We start from the raw sequence: 18,187 nt of genomic DNA, 5'->3' as shown, positions 1-18,187 counted from the left end.
GGCGTCGTATGACGTGCCGCCACGACATGACGTCCCTCGACCAGCGCCTGTCGGCCCTCGAGCTGTCCATCCTGCCGACCTGGGTCTACGACCACGACCGGTACCGCTTCCCCTGGGCCAACGCCAAGGCCGTCCAGTTCTGGCGCGCGGCCGATCGCGCCGAGCTCTACGCCCGCGATCTCTCGGACCTGTCGCCGGCCGTCCGCGCGCGGCTCGACGGCTACGTCCGCGTCGTCGCCGAGGGCGGCACCGTCGTGGAGGACTGGACGCTCTACCCGCGCGGGAAGCCCGCCACGGTGACGCTCCACGGCCAGGCGATCCGCCTCGACGACGGGCGGCTCGCCGTCCTGTTCCAGGCGCTGCCGCAGTCCTCCGACGTCGACGCCTCCATGGTGCGCGGCGTGGAGGCGGTCCGGCACTCGTCGGTGCTGGTCAGCCTCGTCGACCGCGCGGGGAAGGCGCTCTTCCACAACCCCGCGGCCCTGCGCGCCCTCGGCGACGCGCCGCAGATCGACGCGGTGTTCCCGGACGAGGGGGCGGGCGCGGCGATCCGCGGGGCGATCGACGCCGAGGCGCCCTGGTCGGGGGAGCTCAAGGTCCTCACGACCGAGGGCGAGCGGTGGCACCGGGTGGAGGCGCGCCCGACGACCGATCCCGTGACCGGCGGCCGCGCGGTGCTCGTCCAGCAGCTCGACGTCACGGCGCAGCGGCGCGCCGAGGGGCAGATCGAGCAGCAGGGCCGGCTCATCGACGAGCTGAACCGCTCGCTCGCCCTCGTGGAGGAGCAGCGGCGGCAGATCCTCACGCTCTCGGCGCCGATCCTCGACGTCGGCCGGGGCACGCTCGCCGTGCCGCTCATCGGGCGCCTCGACGCCGAGCGCGCCGGCGAGCTCGGCGAGCGGCTCCTGCCCGCGATCGTCGCGCAGCGGGCGTCGTACGTGGTCCTCGACGTCACCGGCGCCGACGCGCTGGATCCCGACGGCGCCGCCGCCCTGGAGCAGCTGGCGCGCGCGATCCAGCTGCTCGGCTCGCGGCCGATCCTGACCGGCGTCCGCCCGGAGGTCGCCCGCGCGCTCGTGGACGTCGATCTCGGCGAGGACCTGCTCGTCCTGCGCAGCCTCGGGAGTGGCCTGGAGGTCAGCCGCAGGCGCGCCGCGGCGAAGCGGCGGGCTTTGTAGCGCGTCGTCCTCGTTCGTCCGTGGTTGGGCGGGGGGTCCGCCGAGCTGACCGGCGCCGGCGGCGCCCGCCGGTCGTGCACGGACTGGCATCAGGGCGCTCGTCACGAGCGTGCCATCAGGGCGCTCGTCACGAGCGCGTCTTCGGGATCGCGCCGTCGCCGGACCCAGATGGTATCGGCGCAGCGCCGTGTGCACCGCGCGGCTCGATTTCTTCAGCCGAGGAACAGCATATGTCCACAACGGAGACTTCCGCGCTCATGCCCGCGCTTCTTTGACGCGTCGCACGCGTCGCACGCGTCGCACGCGTCGCGAGAGGTCGCCAGGATCTGCGCTCGGCAAAGTCGGCGATGGGTAAGCCGAACGAATTCCATGAGAGCGCATTAAACGGGTCTATGCGCCAGGCGCGGGACAATATTCAGGTTCGTCCCGGCCATGCCGCCGCATGTGGTCAGCGGTTGTCCATCGACGGGGGCCGTGCTGGCAGAAAGCTGCTGCGCCGCGATTCCTGTTGACACTACGAATGGGTCAGGATAGCCAAATGACTGCTTGGGGGATTTCAAAATTAATAAACCCCCAACGAAGGAGGTATCCAATGAACAAGAAGAAGCTCACCCTCGATGACGTGCTCCTGAAGCTCCAAACGGATCAGGGCATGAAGGCCGTGACCGAGACGGACAAGGTCAGGGGCGGCAAGGCCGTTCAAGTACTCGATGGTTGTCACAAAGTAACGGCCTGACAAGGCTCTCGCCGACGGGTGGGGCGCGTGGTTAGCACCTCAGGCTAGCCATGCCCGCGCTGCGCAGCCACGCGGCCCCCTTTCAACGAGCCGGTTCAATCGTGGAATCTTTACGCCTATTCCATTACTCCATCGGCAGCCACCTCGCTCGCATCATCGGCGATGGTCAGCTGAATCCATCGGAGTCGTTCGCGGGTACACAGATGACCGCGGTCTGGTTGTCGGCCAATCCCGTATGGGAGGAATCCGTGGTCAAGAGCGTCCTCCGGGATGGCGCGCGGGTCCCCCTATCCAAGCAGGAAATCATCGAGCTGGGCCAAGGGCTGGTCCGCTTCGAGGTAGCGTGCGGCGATCACATCTGTACTTGGCAGGAGTTCGTGCTCCGCAGCGGCCTCGACGCGGATTTTGCGCGCCGCCTCGAGGCCGCGGGCATCAAGCGAGGCGCCGAGCCGACCGAGTGGTACGCTGCGCTTCGACCCATCCCGCGCGCCGAGTGGCGCGCCCTCTCCTTGTGGGACACCGACTCGAACGAATGGCAGCCGGTGGAGCTCTGACGGCCGAGCTCAGCCCTGGCGAGGAGCTCGCGGAGCTTTGCCTGCCGGGGGTAGAGCACAGGCGCAGCACCGCCCGGTGCTCCCTGGAGGGCTGAGGGCGTATGGCAGACGCGCAGCCGGAGCTCCGGGTCAAGGCCGGTCGGTTCCCATTCTATCGCCAGTTCGACGCGATGGACTGTGGGCCCACCTGCCTGAAGATGATCGCCCGCTATTACGGACGCACGTACTCGCTGCCGCTGCTCCGTGACCGCTGCTATCTGACCAGGGAAGGGGTCTCTTTCGCCGGGATCAGCCAGGGCGCCGAGTCGATCGGGCTGCGCACGCTGGCGGTGCGCCTCGACTTCGCGCAGCTCTCCGAGGAGGTCCCTCTCCCCTGCGTCGCCCACTGGCAGCAGAACCACTTCGTCGTCGTCTACAAGGTCAAGCGGAACAAGGTGTATGTGGCCGACCCGGCGCACGCGCTGACCAGCTACTCGCGCGACGAGTTCATGAAACAGTGGGGCGCCGGGCCTGAGGGGACCGGCCTCGTGCTCCTGCTCGAGCCCTCGGCGACCTTCTACAGCAACGAAGAGACCGACCCATACGAGCAGCAAGCGGGGCTGAAGGTGCTGATCCCGTACATCCGGCCTCACTGGCGATACGTCGTCCAGCTGATGCTGGGGATGGTGTTCGGCAGCATGCTCAGCCTCGTGTTCCCGTTCCTGACCCAGGCGCTCGTCGACTCCGGCATCACGAACCAGGATCTCAGCTTCGTCTACACCATCCTCCTGGCGCAGTTGATGCTGTTCTTGGGCCGAACAGCCATCGAGATCATCCGCGGTTGGCTCTTGTTGCACGTCAGCTCGCGGATGAACATCGCGCTCATCTCCGACTTCCTCATCAAATTGATGAAGCTGCCGATGTCGTTCTTCAACACGAAGATGACCGGCGACCTCCTCCAGCGCATCGACGACCATCGGCGCGTCGAGAGCTTCCTCACCTCGACCACGCTGAACGTCCTGTTCGCATCGGTGAACCTCGTCGTCTTCGCGGGCGTGCTCGCCCTCTATAGCTGGAAGATCTTCGCCGTCTTCCTGGCCGGGAGCGCCGCCGCGGCGCTGTGGATCCTCGGGTTCATGAAGCGCCGGTACGAGCTCGACCACCGGAGCTTCGTGCAGCGCGCCAGCAACCGAGAAATGCTCATCCAGCTCATCGGCGGGATCGAGGAGATCAAGATCAACAATTGTGAACGGCAGAAGCGCTGGGGCTGGGAGCGGGTCCAGGCGCGGCTGTTCAAGATCAACGAGCGGCAGCTCGCGGTGACGCAGTATCAGCAGGCCGGCAGCCAGTCGATCAACGAGCTGAAGAACATCCTCGTCACGGTGTTCGCCGCGACGGAGGTGATCGAGGGCCGGATGACGCTCGGGATGATGCTGGCCGTCTCCTACATCATCGGCCAGGTCAACCAGCCCATCGAGCAGCTGCTGGGCTTCGCCCAGACCACCCAGGACGCCCGGCTCAGCCTCGAGCGTCTGGCGGAGATTCACGGCAAGCCCGACGAGGAGCCGCAGCGTGAAGGGATCCTGCGCACGCTCCCCGAGGACCGGAGCATCAACGTGCAGAACCTCCACTTCCGATACGAGGGGCCGAACGCCGAGCCGGTCCTGTCGGACGTCTCGCTGCACATCCCGGCGGGACGCGTCACGGCCATCGTGGGCACCAGCGGCAGCGGCAAGACCACCTTGCTCAAGCTGCTCCTCAAGTTCTACCCGCCGACGCGCGGCGAGATCCGCCTGGGCAACATGAACCTGGCCAACTTCGACGCCGGCCTCTGGCGGCAGCGGTGTGGCGTGGTGATGCAGGACGGCTACATCTTCTCCGATACGATCGCCCGCAACGTGGCGCTTGGCGAGGACCGCGCGGACATGCAGCGGCTCACGCACGCGCTGCGAGCGGCCAATATTCATGAGTTCGTCGAATCGCTGCCGCTCGCCTACAACACGCGCATCGGTGAGAGCGGAAACAGCCTCAGCCAGGGGCAGAGGCAGCGTATCCTCATCGCCCGCGCCGTGTACAAGGACCCGGAGTACCTGTTCTTCGACGAGGCCACCAGCTCACTCGACGCCAACAACGAGCGCACCATCATGGAAAATCTCGACGAGTTCATGCGCGGACGCACGACGGTGGTGATCGCTCACCGCCTGAGCACGGTCAAGAACGCTGACCAGATCGTGGTGCTCGAGAAGGGGAAGATCGTCGAGAGGGGAAGTCACGAGGAGCTGACGCGCCTGCGCGGCGCTTACTTCCGCCTCGTGAAGAATCAGCTCGAGCTGGGGGCCTAGCCATGCCGTCGCCCGAGGAGGTCGTCCGCAGCGAGGAGGTCGACGAGATCCTCGGCTCGGTCCCGTCCTGGGTGACGCGCGTGGGCACCTCGGTCCTGTGGCTGATATTCATCGCCCTGATCGCGCTCAGCTGGTTCATTCGATATCCGGACGTGGTGCCGTCGCGCGTGAAGATCACCGCGCAGGAGCCGCCGGTGCGGCTGATGGCGCACACGAGCGGGCGCCTCGCGAGGCTGCTGGTGGCCGACGGCGAGAGCGTCTCCAGCGGCACCTGGCTGGCGGTGCTGGAGAACCCGGCGCAGCTCGAGGACATGCGGCGGCTCGAGGCCCTGCTCCCCGAGATCGAGCGCAGGCTGCACGATCCCGACCAGCTGGCTCAGGTGTCGATCGAGCTGCCGGCGACGGCGACGCTCGGGCCGCTGCACATCGCGTACGCGGCCTTGGTGCGCAGCGTGCTCGTCTACCGGCTGTTCCGCAGCGAGGCGTACTACGACCATCAGCTGGCGCTCCTCGACGAACAGCTCGCCCGTCAGCGCCAGCTCGTCGCGCGCATGCGCAAGCAGATCGAGATCGTCGCCGCCGAGCAGGCGCAGTCGACGGGCGCGCGCGATCGCGCCAGGCGGCTGCACGCAGAGGGCCTGGCGCCGGTCGCGGAGGTGGAGAGCGCCGAGAGCTTGCTCCAGCAAAAGCTGCTGCGAGAGGCAGAGATGCAGGTCAGCGTGCTCGGCCAGGAGCTGCAAGGCCAGGAATACGAGAAGACGCGGATGGAGCTCCGGCGGGACCGCGAGGAGCGCAGCCAAGAGCTGGCGCTGGCGATCCAGGAGTCCTACAAGCGGGTCTATAACGAGCTGCTCGATTGGGAGCAGCGCTTCGTGATCAAATCTCCCGTCGACGGGCGGGTGACGCTGCATAGCTTCTGGAGCGACCACCAGTACGTGTCCGCTGGCGAGGAGGTGCTGGCGGTGATGCCGGAGCGCAATCATCTGGTCGGGCGCATCGAGCTCGGGCAGCGTAATTCGGGCAAGGTGCAGGTGGGCCAGCGCGTGCTCATCAAGCTCGACGGCTATCCATTCCACGAGTACGGCGTACTCCGCGGCGCGGTCCAATCGATCGCACCGCTGTCGCATGGCGACGACTACATGGTGCAGGTAGCGTTCGCCGGCGACGAGCTCCGCAGCAGCTTCGGGCGGCCGATCGAGTTCAAGGACGGTATGCAGGGCAGCGCCGATATCGTCACCGAGGACCTGCGCCTGATCGAGCGTATCCTCCACCATGTCTTCTACTATCTGACGCATCCTTGAGCACAGCGAGGCGACGATGGCGCATCAGACGGCACGGGCGTTCTTCGAGGAGCGGTTCGAAGCGGGGCGCCGGCTGCTCGCGGGGCAGGCGGCCGAGCAGCTCGAGCAGGCGGCGCCCGAGCTCTTCGTGTCTGTCGTCCGCGCCGGCGGCGCGGGCTTGCACGAGCCGCTCCTCCGGGCGTGGCTGCTGCACGAGTCGCCTGCGATCGGCCTCGATCAGATCCTGTTCGGGTACCTCGACGAGGGGGATCGGCCGGCGCGGCTCGCGGTGCGCGCCAACCACCGCGGCGTGGTGCACCTGCCCAACCTGGGCTCCCTGCGCACCGGGCTGCCCGACGGGACGTTCGAGCTGCGCTCTCCAGGCGGCGGCGCTCCCACGACGCTCTGGAGAGACGGCCAGCCGGTGAACGTGGTCTTCACCCCGCGGTGCGTCGTACCCGGCACCTCGATCGAGCTGCATACGGACATGCATCCGTTCTTCCCCCCGTTCTTCCGCCACATGCCGTCGGACGAGGAGGTCGAGATCGAGGAGACCGCCCGGCTGAGCCTCCCCGCGCTGACCCGGGGCTTCGCGCTGCTGGAGCGGGTCAGCCCGGGCCAGCGCGCGCAGGTCGAGCGTGATTGTCGGGCGCTGGTGGTGCTGCGAAGCAAGAAGATCAACTCGTTCGCCACGACGGGCATGCTGGGCGCCGCGTTCCTCAGCGTCCCCGACGAGCCCACCGAGCTGTTCTTCTGCGAGGATTTGGTCCATCAGGTCGGCCACCTCTCGTTCTTCGCCGTTACCGCCGAGCCCTGCTTCACCATCCCCGAGGATACGCTCCTTTCGGCGTTCACCGTGGTGAAGGACGACCACCGCACGCTCTTCGCCGCGTTTCACGGCAACTACACGATCATGTGCATGGTTCAGTTCTTCGACGCATGCGTCGACGATGGGGAGCTCGACGCCCGGCTGCGCCATGAGCTGCTCGGCCGATTCGCCCTGGCGATGGAGCGCTTCGGCGCCGGCCTCGAGTCGATCGATGACGAGCGCTTGTACACCCCGGAGGCATGGGCCATGCACTGCCGCATGGTCGAGGTCCACGACGACGTGCTGGCGCGCCGCCGCGCGCTGCTCGCCGGGCACGACCTGAGCAACCAGCCGTACGCGTTCGACTATGGCATGTTCTCCGCCCTCAACCCGGCGCCCCCGGTCGCCGAGCGCCCCGTCGAGCAACGCCCATGAGACATAGCGCTCGTTCGATGCTCTCGCTGTGCTCCGCGCTGTGCATGTGTGTCCTGTGCTCCTGCGTCGTCGCCACCCGGCAGGGGAAGGCTCCCTCCGGCGGCGCCGCGCCGGCCAAGGCGCCCCCCGCTGCCGGGCCGGGGGAGACCCTCGGTTACCGCAGCTTCCGAAAGGCGCGCGAGATCCTGGACCGCAGCCTCGACGCTTACGGCGCCCGGACGGAGGCCCCGGGCACGGCCGAGGCCACGCTGACCTATAGCGGGACGCTCCACTACCGGGGGCACTACAACGCTCCCAGCGCGACGAGGGAGTATCGCGTCGACGGCACGTGCACGTTCTCGCGGCGCTTCGAAGCCATGGCGCACACGGGCCGGATCACGGGCGAGGGCGACGGCGACCAGGCGACCACGATCGTGATGCGGGGGCGCCACTTCCACGCCGACTCCGACGGGCCGGAGAAGCCGGGAACGACGACGCCGGCGGCGCATCGCCGCCGCATCGCCGCGTTCATGCCCCCGCAGCTCCTGGAGCTGGCGAATGCGCGCGCCGCTTCCTTGCGCTGGCTTGGCGAGGACGAGCTCGACGGCGGTGCGCACGACGCGATCGCCTTCGCCGACGATGACGGCGTGCTGGTGACGCTGTACATCAGCCGATCGAGCCATCGAATCACGCGGATGGAGACGCTGCGCGGCGACCCGCAGGAGGGGGACGTGGTGGAGTGGGTGCATTATGGAGATCACCGCCCGCTGCCCGGCACGTCGATCATGATGCCCCGAAGCATCGCGTGGATCGAGGGGCATGGTCGCTGGACCGTGCGCATCGCCGACGGCGAGCTCCACCTCGGCGCCCGGCCGGAGCCGACGGCGTTCGCCGTCCCCGAGCCGCACCGCGCGGGCTTCGCCGACTGGACGGTGCAGGAGCGCTCCATCGAGCCGCTCGCCGTGACGCCGATCGGCCGTGATCTCTACATGATCGAGCTGCCCGATCACGACAACAAGGTGCTGTTCGCCGTCATGGACGAGTACGTGATCGCCATGGAGGCGCCGGTCGACAGCGAGACCGGCGAGCGGATCCTGGCGACGATCCGCAGGCATGCGCCCGACCGCCCGGTGCGCTACGTGATCATGAGCCATCATCACGAGCACTACATCGGCGGCGCCCGCGCCTTCGTCAGCGCCGGTGTGACGCTGGTGACCACGCCGGGCAACGAGGCGCTGTTGCGCGCGCGCGTCGCGAGCCACCACCGCGTCGCGCCCGACCGGCTCGCCCGCGCGCCGCGCGAGCCGCAGCTGCTCGTGGTCAAGGACCGGCACGTCTTCGAGGACCCTCACCACCGCATCGAGGTGTATGATCTCGGCCCGGGCTCCAAGCACACCGACGAGTACCTGATCACGTACGTGCCCTCCGAGCGCCTCCTGTTCGAGGGAGATCTCGCCAACTTCTCCGAGTCCGGCGGGCCGTCGAAGCCAAGCCCGCGCGCCCGCGGCCTGCTCGAAGGCATCCGCCGGCTGAAGCTCGACGTCGCGCGCATCGTCCAGTCCTGGCCACTTCGCGGTCAGAGAAAGATCGCGACCTACGAGGATCTCGTCCGGCTCACGACGGATTCACCGCCGCCCTGAACGCCGAACGGCCTGGAGCGTGCCTCCGGCGGCCTCGTCCGACGGGGCCGACCTGCCCGAAGGATCGAGAGAGAGGAGCCGCCATGATCGACCATGTGGACCGTGTTCAATGGACGCTGGGACGCATCGTATCCACGCTCGTCGAGCGTCCGGGGACCATCAGGTACGGCTCGTCGCAGCGGCGTTTTCTGTTCGACGACGGGGGCGAGACGATCGAGCTCGCCGACCTCATGGGGGTGATCCGGCGCGAGAGCACCCGCGTGGTTCGCGCAGAGGACATCTCGATCGGCATCGATGTGCTCGACCGGCATCGCGAGCGCTTCGTTACGGCGGATCCACGGGAACGTTACGCGCTGAACGGGGCCGGTCTGGCGCTCGTCCGCGGCGAGGCGTTGCGCGATGAAGAGGTGCCAGCCGACGCCATCAGCCTGCGTCAGCACAGGAGCCACCTGTTTTACCCCGCGAATTTTCTCTGTCGGATGGATGCGGGAGACCCGCGGGCGGCCATGAGCTTCGCCGAGTCGGTCCGGATCGCAGCGGAGAAGCTGCTGACCAGGCCCGCCGTCCAGCGGCATGAGCCCGTCCGACGCAACATGGCCGCCCTCCAGGAGTACGCGGCGAACATCGGGGCGATCGAGGACCCCCGGCTGGCGCGGCTCGTCGAGGAGCAGCTCCTGCACAACATCATGGCGCATCGCGCCATCCTTCGACAGAAGCGGTGCCAGGGTGGGGAGCTCTTCATTCGTATCACCGATCTCCCGGAGAGAGCGGTCGCCAGGTATGTCGAATGCATGAACGCTCCAGAGGAATCGTCTGCTTCGGTGGTGGTCGAGGACGCCTTCATGAGCACCTCGACCACCGCGGACATGGCGAACCTGTTCTCACGACGCAGCAAGAAGTACAAGCTCATCGCCCGCTCGCTCGGCTGCGGCTCGCGTGGACGCAGTCTCGATGGCAGCGTGGAGGGCGTCTGGAGCGGCGAAGACGAGGTGGTGTTTCCGCCGGGGACCGCCTTCCGCGTCACGAGGATTGAAGAGGACGTCGAGGATGATCGTACGGACGAAGGCGAGCCTCGGACATACATTTATTTGCAGGAGATCTCGTCCGCCGCCGCGCGCGCGCTCACCGGGGGGCTCTCTGCGCAGGTTCGGCCGGAGCGGCTGTTCATCTACGGGGTGTGCGCGCAGCTCCCCCGGATCATCCATCGGTCTGCCGTGGATGTAGCGTACGCGTTCGCCGGGCAGAGCCTCCCGGCCGTGCTGCTCTCGCGGCGCCCCGGCTGGGACCCCGCCGCCACGGCCCTCGCGAGCCCGGAGCTGTGCGAGCCGCCGCTCGACCAGAGCGGCTTCGCGCAGTGGGGAGAAGGGTTGTTGCGGATCACCGTCGAGCCGGACGCGCACCTCTTGTCGTGGCCGGAGTTCGTCGCCGCGTTCGACGTCACCCCGGCAGAGGTCCAAGAGGTCCAGGAGGTCGTCGGGCGCGTGCGGAGCACCCTGGACGACTGCTGGCTGGCGCTCGAGCCCGTGGAGCGTTCCGCCTGGCTCCGACTGGAGATCTGGCGTGAGGGGTTCGACGAGTGGGTCGAGGTGGAGCTGCCGCAGATCTTGCCCAGCGCAGCCGTCCATCGTCGGCGTCGGCGACGAGCCGATGCGACGCCGCCGGGCCCGCCGCTCGATGTGGTCGCGCTGTCACAGCAAGTTCAACAGATCCTCGACGCGGCTTACAAGCAGCCGTTCCGGGACACGTACGTCCACCCGAGGACGGGGAAAGTCGTCGTGGTCCGGTATTCCCCCTTCGTCGAGCCGGTTCGGCAGCAGGTCCCCCGCTGGACTCACGGCGCCATGCACGCCGCCCGGGCCACCATGTGGGGTTTGCTGCTCTCCGAGCTGTATCGATATTACACCGGGGATGTCGAGGAGCAGCTGAGGGATCTCTTGCTGGCCATCACGCACCATGATTGCGCGCGCGAAGACGAGGGCCCGGATCTATGGGATGAGCCGAGCGGCGCGAGGTTCGCCGCGTACCTCCGGGAACGGGGAGAGCTGGACCCCGAATACTGCGCGTACTTCGCCGACGCCATCGCCAACAAGGAGAAGAGAAATACGAGGGCCCGTCAGATGGTCCAGGCAGCCGATTGCCTCGATATCCTGCGCGTCTCGGTCTTCCTGGGACCGCTGCGGATACAGCGCGGCTGGCAGCCGCGAGGCGCGTTCAACACGGATCAGCTCGACCTTTATCGTGTGATCTCCGAGGCAGACGGCAAGCGCTCGGCCGACGCTCTGCTGGCAGAGGTTCATCATTTCGTTCGGCTTACCGAGGTGCCTGAGCTCCGCGTGTGGTTCGAGACACGCGTGGGTTCCTTCCTGATCGAGCTCCTCGCCGCGATGCTCCACGTGCACGAGCGCCATGGATGTTATCCGCAGCTTCATCGCTGGATGAAGCCGTGCTTGGAGCAGGTGCCGGCTGGGCATCCCACCGGCGTCGTGGCCGACCTGCTGGACGTCTATTTCGAGCTCATCACGACCCCCGGCGCTTCCCCGGTGCAGGTGAGCGCTGATGCGCCATGGGAGGCGCTATGGGACCAATCGCGATGGCGAAGCCGCTCGATGGCTTGATGTCGGGCGGAGATCGCAGCGCGCCGCCTTCAGCGCAGCGCAGGCCCTCTCCGCGGGGATCCGGCAGGCGGGCGAGCTCGGCGAGCGGCGGCTGCCCGCCATCGGCGCGCAGCTCCCAGACCTCCGGCCGGCCGCGGCTCCACGGCCTGCAGGTCGGCACGGCCGCCTACGTGGTCAGCCAGCTCCAGGGGCGGGACACGGACCCCATCGCCGCCGTCCTCGACGCGACCGGCTTCTGGGGTGTGATCCGGGCCGACCCGTTCTCGCTCGACGCGTGGCTCGAGGCGGTCCGCGTCGCGCCGGAGATCAAGCCCGGCTACTACACGGTCCTCTTGCCCCGCGACTGCGTGTCCGAGGTCGAGGCGATCCTCCGGACCGATCCGCGCCTGAAGGGCTGCTTCGCCTGACCTCCCCGCCGCGCTCACTCCGCGCCGGCCAGCAGGGGCGACGTCATGGGCGGGGGGAAGGTTGCGCGCGACGGCCGCTGCGTCGACGGGGCATCGCCCGACGCGAAGATCGCCTCGAGCAGCGCGCCGGTGAGGCGGCCGACCTCCGGGACCTCCCTCGCGCGCGGCCGCGGCAGCTCCACCGCGACGCGCTCCACGATGCGCCCCTCGTCGAACACCAGCACGCGATCGCCGAGCAGGACCGCCTCCTGGACGTCGTGCGTCACCAGGATCGCCGTGAAGCCGTGCTGGGCCCACAGCGACTCGACGAGGCGCTGCGCGCCGATCCGCGTCAGGGCGTCGAGCGCCCCGAACGGCTCGTCGAGGAGCAGGACCTTGGGGTCGTGGACGAGCGCGCGCGCGAGGGCGACGCGCTGCCGCTGGCCGCCCGAGAGCACGCCGGGGTAGTCGTCCTGGCGGTCGAGCAGGCCGACCCGGGCGAGGACGTCGCGGGCGCGCTCGCGGCGCTCCTTCGGCAGGCCGATGCAGACGTTCTGGAGGACCGTGCGCCACGGCATCAGCCGCGGCTCCTGGAAGACGACGCGCACGGCCGCGTCGCCCCTGACGCCCTCGCGCGTCAGCACGCGCGCCGCGCCGCCCGTGGGCTGCTCGAGGCCGCACAGGATGCGGAGCAGGGTGCTCTTGCCCGATCCGCTCCGCCCGACGATGGTCAGGAACTCGCCGGGGCGGACGTCGAGCTCGATGCCGGAGAGGACAGGCTTGTCGTCGAACCGCTTCTCGAGCCGTTCGAGGAGGACCCGTGCGCCGCTGCGGTGATCCTTCGGCACGCTCATGTTCACCCCGCGTCCATCCGCTGCAATCGAGGCTGCCAGGGCAGCAGCCGGCGCTCGGCCCACCGCGCCAGGGAGTCGGCCAGCTTGCCGAGGAGCGCCCAGAGCACGATCGTGAGCACGAGCAGGTCCATCTGCATGAACTCCCGCGCGTTCATCGCGACGTAGCCGAGGCCCTGCGTGGCGCCGATCGTCTCGGCGACGATCAGCACGAGCCACGAGAGCCCGAGCGCGAAGCGGAGGCCCACGAGGATCGACGGGAGCGCGCCGGGGAGGATGACCTCGCGGTAGAGCGCGAGCCCCCGGACGTCGTAGACGCGCGCCATCTCGATGATGTGCGGGTCGACGCTGCGCACGCCGTGGAAGGTGTTCAGGTAGACGGGGAAGAGCACCGTCACCGCGACGATGAAGAGCTTGGCCGTCTCGCCCAGCCCGAACCACAGGATGACGAGCGGCACGAGCGCCAGCGCGGGGATCGCGCGGAGCATCTGGAGGGGCCCGTCGACGACGAGCTGGAGCGAGCGCGAGAGCCCCGTGGCCAGGCCCAGCACGAGCCCGATGCCGGCGCCGATCGCGAGCCCGCCGAGGGCGCGCAGCGCGCTGACGCCGAGGTGCGCCGGGAGGCCGCCGCTCCTCGTGGCGTGCACCGCGGCGAGCACCACCTCCGAGGGCGAGGGGAGCAGGCTCTTGGGGATGACCTGGAGCCGCGACAGGGCCTCCCAGGCGAGCACCAGCGCGAGCGGGGCGATCCAGGGGGCCAGGCTCCGGCCGAGCGCGCCCGGCGCGCGGCCGGCCGTCATCGGACGCCTCCGTACGCGGCCGCGGACAGGAAGGCGTCCTCCACGCGGATGTCGCGCGGGATGATCTCGAGCTTGTGGAGCGTGTCGGCGATGCCCTGCTGCTTCTTCAGGATCTCGGGCGTGATCGGCAGGAGGCCGAACGCGCGCCGGCGCTCGGAGGTGAGGAACGCCTCGTAGGCGACGCCCGACGACTTCGCGAGGATCTGCGCGGTCTCCTCCGTGTGCTCGCGCTCCCACGCGCTCAGCGCCTGGTACTCGTCGAGCACGATCCGCAGGAGCTCCGGCTGCTGCTCGGCGAACTCCCGCCGGGCGACGTAGAAGAGGTGGTTGTCCACGAGCCCCTCGCCGCTCTGGAGGACGCGCGCGCCGGCGAGCTCCGCCGCGGCCAGGAACGGATCCCAGATCACCCAGGCGTCGACCTTGCCGCTCTCGAACGCGCTGCGGGCGTCCGCCGGCGCGAGGAACGAGACCTGGAGATCGTCGAGCGTCAGCCCGGCGCCCTCGACGGCCCGGACCAGGAGGTAGTGCACGTTGGAGCCGCGGTTGACCGCGACGCGCTTGCCCTTGAGGCCCGCGACGCTGGTGATCGGGGAGTCCTTCGGCACGACGATCGCCTCGGCCTTCGGGGCCGGCGGGTCGGTGGCGACGTACACGAAGGGCACGCCGCCCGCCTGCGCGAAGACCGGGGGCGTCTCGCCGACGTGGCCGACGTCCACGGCGCCGGCGCGCATCGCCTCGAGCAGCGGAGGCCCGGCCGGGAACTCGATCCACTCGGCGCGGGCGTTCTTCGCCTCGAGCGCCTGCTTCAGGCGGTCGGCGCGATCCTTGAGGAGATAGGGGGTGCCGATCTTCTGGTAGCCGAGGCGCACGACCCCCGCCTCGCGCCGGTCCTGCGCCGGCGCCGGGGCGGCGGCGTCGGCCGCGAGCGTGGCGCCCGGCTCACCGCCGCCGCGGTCGCAGCCGAACAGGGCGCACGCCAGCGCAGCGCATCCGAGCAGCCCGGAGCGGATCCTCGTGAAGGGGGTGTGCCTGGTCATGGAGGTTCTTCCGGGCGCCCGCGGCGCGCCTGGGACAGCGCTGGCCGATTCCAGGTGCCGAGGCGCCGGCGAGACGAGCGCACCGGGATGCAACCGCAGGCCCCTGGCAGCCGCCGTGCCACGCAGGAAACCTTTGTCTTTCGCGCGGTTACAGGCCCATCGCCCCGGCGGAGGCCGGCGAGCGCTGCTGCTCCAGCAGCACCCGACCAGCAAAGAATGCTGCTGGAGCAGCAGCGTCCACCCGGCGCGCGGCTCGGGCGGACGCGGCGCGCGCGGGACGGCTCGCTTTTGAGGTGCCAGGCGACCTCGGCTCTGCGATAAGGCGCCGCCATGACGGTAGAAATTCGTGGGAAGTGGGCGCTGATCACCGGCGCGAGCCGGGGTATCGGCAAGCAGATCGCGCGGGGCCTGGCCGGCCTCGGCTGCAACCTCGTCCTGCACAGCCGCGACGCGGCGCACACGCGGGAGCTCGAGGGCGAGCTCGCCGGCAAGGGGATCCGGGTGAGCGCCGTCTCGGGGGAGCTGTCGGACCAGGCGGCGGTCGACCGGATCGTCGACGGGGCCATCGCCGCGTCGGGTGGGATCGACATCCTGTTCAACAACGCCGCCATCATGACGCCGTTCCGCGCCTCGCCCACGGAGACGCCGGCGGAGGACTACCGGCTCAGCTTCGAGGTGAACGTCATCAGCCCGATCCGGATCACGTATCGGCTGCTGCCGACGATGCTGGAGCGCCGCTGGGGCCGCATCATCCAGGTGACCTCCGGGATCCAGGACCAGCCGGAGCTCATGGCCTATGCCGCGTCGAAGGCCGCGCTCGACAAGTTCGTGCGCGACACGGTCCCTTCGCTGCGCGGCACTGGCGTGCTGATGAACCTCCTCGACCCGGGCTGGCTGCGCACCGATCTCGGCGGGCCCAGGGCGCCGAACGACGTGGAGTCCGTCCTGCCCGGCGCGCTCGTGCCGGCGCTGGTCGACGGCGAGGTCCACGGGGTGCTGTTCCGCGCGCAGGACTACGCGCGTCCCGCCGCGCGCTGAGGCGCCCCGAGCGCCCCGGCGGAACGTCTCCTGCTCGTTCGAGCCGCGCAGAGGGCGTGGACTCGACGTCACCCCTCACGCTCTCCGCTTCCGGCCGCGCCGGCGAGCGCCCGCGGGACCGCAGCTCGACCCGGCGTTTCGTCGCGGGTTCGGGCCGGCACGAAAGATTGTGTCGCGCTCGCGGTACGTGTGTTGCTAAAGTCGTCGGAGGTGAAAGCGATCTCGGAGCCTCGGGCGGAGACGAGACGTCGTGCGGCCGGTGACGTGGGGAGAGCTTCCCCGGCGCGCAGGACGGTCGTCGGCGCGCGTCCATCGCGGTGGCGACGCTGGGTTGCGCTCTTGCCGGTGCTGATCTGCGGCTGCTCGCTCGAGGGGCTGTCCGTGGCGTGGGACACATCGTCGTCCTCCACCACCGGGGGCGGGGAGGGCGGCACCCTGAGGATCAGGGCCGAGGCCGAGGACGAGCTGAAATGCGAGCTCTCCGGCCTCTTCGTGCGTGTGGAGGACCCGCTGGCGAGCGGCGGGCAGTACGTGGCCGTCCCCGAGACCGAGGAGGATTGCAAGTCCTCCCGGGTCGACTGCTCGTTCGGGATCACCGAGGCCGGCACCTACCGAATCAAGGCCAGGGTCGCCGAGGGGCCCGTCGACGGCGTGGACAACTCGTTCTGGATCAGCGTTGATAACGAGCCGGACCCCGCATACAGGTACGACTTCAGCGGCACCGATTTCCACGAAGATTACGTGCACGACTCGCAGGACGATACAGGGGCGCTGCTCGAGTTCGCGCTCAATCCCGGGATGCACGTCGTCACGTTCGGGTGCCGCGAGGACGCGTCCAAGCTCGACTGGATCGAGCTCGTGCGAATCGGCCCCTGAGGCCCGCGAGGCGCGCCGCAGCAGCGAGGCCGGGGGGCGCACGAGGCGCCCGGCGCCACGGTGTCTGCCAGCGCCAGGATCGATGACGCGGTGCCTCACGTGTCCACCGTGTCAACCCACGGTTGACAGGCTCGTTGCGGCGTTGCGGATGCTGCCGGAGAAGCGGAAGCGCGATGCCGTCGTCCCGGCGGGAAAATGCCGTGAAGGGTGGCGATCCGGGCGGACTCGAGCCCTCGTGCGCTGGTGGCACATGCGTTGCTGAGAAGCTCCCGCGAACGGCCCGTGCGGTGTCCGGCTTCTCCACCGCGTCGCGCGCGCTGCTTGGCTCATCACGGAAAGGTAACTTGCGCATGAAGTTCGATTCTCGAGTCGCTTGGGCTGCGCTGATCGCGCTCGGCATCACTGGCCTCTCGACGGCAGGGTGCGGCTCCGATGCGTCGGATCCGGAAGAGAACGACGGCCAGCCGACGAGCAGCGGGAGCGTCAGCTCCACCACCAGCGCCAGCTCCGGCGGGATCGGCGCCGGCAGCGGCACGGGCGGCTCCGGCAGCGGCACGGGCGGCTCCGGCAGCGGCACGGGCGGCTCCGGCAGCGGCGAGGGCGGCTCGGACAGCGGCGAGGGCGGCTCGGACAGCGGCGAGGGCGGCTCGGACAGCGGCGAGGGCGGCTCGGGCAGCGGTGAGGGCGGCAGCAGCCCCGGCGGCGCCGACTTCAGGCTCTACGGCTACGCCACGACCGACGGCGGCACCACCGGCGGCAAGGGCGGGGCGGTCGTCTCCGTGAGCTCGCTCGACGCGCTCCAAACCGAGGCCGCGAAGGACGAGGCCCTGATCATCCAGATCACCGGCAAGATCAGCGGCAGCGACGATGAGGTGGACGTCGCCTCCAACAAGACCATCGTGGGGGTCGGGTCGAGCGGAGAGCTGGAGGGGATCGGGCTCAACCTGCGGAGAGCCTCCAACATCATCATCCGCAACTTGAAGATTCACCACGTGCTGGCCGGCAGCGGCAACGGCGACGGCATCCACCTGGACGAGAGCCACAACGTCTGGATCGACCACTGCGAGCTCTGGGCGGACTCGCCCGCCGTGAACTCCAACAAGGACAAGTACGACGGCCTCATCGACGCGACCCACGAGTCCTCGAACATCACGATCTCGTGGACCTACCTGCACGATCACTGGAAGGGCATGCTGGTCGGCTCGTCGGACAGCGACGACAGCGATCGCCGCATCACGTTCCATCATAATTACATCAACAACGTGAACTCCCGCCTCCCGAGCTATCGCGGCGGCAACGGGCACGTGTACAACAACTACTTCGAGAACGTCCCCACGTCGGGGGTCAACTCGCGCGTCGGCGCCTGCCTGCGGGTCGAGGGCAACCACTTCTACAAGGTGAAGAACCCCATCACCACGCTGGACAGCGACGCCGGCGGCACGGATCGCAAGGACAACCTCTTCGAGGAGACCACGGGGACGCAGGCGTCCGGCGCGGACTGCACCTGGGCGGCGCCGTACGACTATCCGCTCGACAGGTCGGCCGACGTCAAGGCGATCGTCCGCGCGCACGCGGGCGTCGGCAAGACCGATCCCCTCGAGAACCTGCCCTGACGCGGGCCGTCCGGCGGCCGGCGCGCCGCTCCGGCCGGCG

Annotated in this window: 15 protein-coding genes; 12 read left to right on the top strand and 3 right to left on the bottom strand. The window is 69.2% G+C overall.

Going from position 1 to position 18,187, the window contains the following annotated elements; genetic code table 11:
* The first annotated feature begins 26 nt into the window (after nucleotides 1-26).
* The 9 genes from WME83_RS28750 to WME83_RS28710 all read left to right on the top strand — a co-directional run bounded on the left by WME83_RS28750 (nucleotide 27) and on the right by WME83_RS28710 (nucleotide 11,953).
* A complete protein-coding gene (locus WME83_RS28750) occupies nucleotides 27-1,178 on the top strand; it encodes an STAS domain-containing protein (protein WP_437312895.1) in 1,152 nt (383 codons plus the stop codon).
* 592 nt (nucleotides 1,179-1,770) lie between these two features.
* Nucleotides 1,771-1,914 (top strand): hypothetical protein, encoded by a 144-nt coding sequence (locus tag WME83_RS28745; protein WP_437312894.1) that lies wholly within the window; start codon nucleotides 1,771-1,773, stop codon nucleotides 1,912-1,914.
* A gap of 50 nt (nucleotides 1,915-1,964) precedes the next feature.
* A complete protein-coding gene (locus WME83_RS28740; protein ID WP_437312893.1) occupies nucleotides 1,965-2,468 on the top strand; it encodes a hypothetical protein in 504 nt (167 codons plus the stop codon).
* A 101-nt stretch (nucleotides 2,469-2,569) separates the two neighbouring features.
* Nucleotides 2,570-4,789, top strand: a complete 2,220-nt coding sequence (locus WME83_RS28735) for a peptidase domain-containing ABC transporter (protein WP_437312892.1) — start codon at nucleotides 2,570-2,572, stop codon at nucleotides 4,787-4,789.
* A 2-nt stretch (nucleotides 4,790-4,791) separates the two neighbouring features.
* Complete coding sequence (locus WME83_RS28730) at nucleotides 4,792-6,090, top strand: HlyD family efflux transporter periplasmic adaptor subunit (RefSeq protein WP_437312891.1); 1,299 nt, start codon at nucleotides 4,792-4,794, stop codon at nucleotides 6,088-6,090.
* Nucleotides 6,091-6,106: 16 nt separating this feature from the next.
* Entirely contained in the window at nucleotides 6,107-7,312 is a 1,206-nt protein-coding gene (locus WME83_RS28725; RefSeq protein WP_437312890.1) for an aKG-HExxH-type peptide beta-hydroxylase, read from the top strand.
* A complete protein-coding gene (locus WME83_RS28720; RefSeq protein WP_437312889.1) occupies nucleotides 7,309-8,931 on the top strand; it encodes a hypothetical protein in 1,623 nt (540 codons plus the stop codon). The genes WME83_RS28725 and WME83_RS28720 overlap by 4 nt, the downstream gene beginning before the upstream one ends.
* 83 nt (nucleotides 8,932-9,014) lie before the next feature.
* The gene (locus WME83_RS28715; protein ID WP_437312888.1) at nucleotides 9,015-11,546 is read left to right on the top strand and encodes a hypothetical protein; all 2,532 of its coding nucleotides are present in this window, start codon (nucleotides 9,015-9,017) and stop codon (nucleotides 11,544-11,546) included.
* Nucleotides 11,546-11,953 (top strand): hypothetical protein, encoded by a 408-nt coding sequence (locus tag WME83_RS28710; protein ID WP_437312887.1) that lies wholly within the window; start codon nucleotides 11,546-11,548, stop codon nucleotides 11,951-11,953. The genes WME83_RS28715 and WME83_RS28710 overlap by 1 nt, the downstream gene beginning before the upstream one ends.
* A 14-nt stretch (nucleotides 11,954-11,967) precedes the next feature.
* Here WME83_RS28710 and WME83_RS28705 read toward each other — a convergent pair whose 3' ends face one another.
* The 3 genes from WME83_RS28705 to WME83_RS28695 are packed head-to-tail and all read right to left on the bottom strand — an operon-like array spanning nucleotide 11,968 to nucleotide 14,620.
* Entirely contained in the window at nucleotides 11,968-12,786 is an 819-nt protein-coding gene (locus tag WME83_RS28705; protein WP_437312886.1) for an ABC transporter ATP-binding protein, read from the bottom strand.
* 2 nt (nucleotides 12,787-12,788) lie between these two features.
* Nucleotides 12,789-13,583 (bottom strand): ABC transporter permease subunit, encoded by a 795-nt coding sequence (locus tag WME83_RS28700; RefSeq protein ID WP_437312885.1) that lies wholly within the window; start codon nucleotides 13,581-13,583, stop codon nucleotides 12,789-12,791.
* Entirely contained in the window at nucleotides 13,580-14,620 is a 1,041-nt protein-coding gene (locus WME83_RS28695) for a sulfonate ABC transporter substrate-binding protein (RefSeq protein WP_437312884.1), read from the bottom strand. The genes WME83_RS28700 and WME83_RS28695 overlap by 4 nt, the downstream gene beginning before the upstream one ends.
* A 330-nt stretch (nucleotides 14,621-14,950) precedes the next feature.
* Between WME83_RS28695 and WME83_RS28690 the strand changes: the two genes are divergently transcribed.
* From WME83_RS28690 to WME83_RS28680, 3 genes are all read left to right on the top strand, one after another.
* Nucleotides 14,951-15,658, top strand: coding sequence for an SDR family NAD(P)-dependent oxidoreductase (locus WME83_RS28690; RefSeq protein WP_437312883.1), 708 nt, complete (start codon nucleotides 14,951-14,953; stop codon nucleotides 15,656-15,658).
* 345 nt (nucleotides 15,659-16,003) lie between these two features.
* On the top strand, nucleotides 16,004-16,534 hold the full coding sequence (locus WME83_RS28685) for a hypothetical protein (protein WP_437322057.1): 531 nt from the start codon (nucleotides 16,004-16,006) through the stop codon (nucleotides 16,532-16,534).
* A 350-nt stretch (nucleotides 16,535-16,884) separates the two neighbouring features.
* Nucleotides 16,885-18,147, top strand: coding sequence for a pectate lyase family protein (locus tag WME83_RS28680; protein WP_437312882.1), 1,263 nt, complete (start codon nucleotides 16,885-16,887; stop codon nucleotides 18,145-18,147).
* The last annotated feature ends 40 nt before the right edge of the window (nucleotides 18,148-18,187 follow it).

This window comes from Sorangium sp. So ce385, assembly GCF_051474135.1.
Classification (GTDB): domain Bacteria; phylum Myxococcota_A; class Polyangia; order Polyangiales; family Polyangiaceae; genus Sorangium; species Sorangium cellulosum_D.
This window is presented reverse-complemented; position numbering and strand designations above follow the sequence as displayed.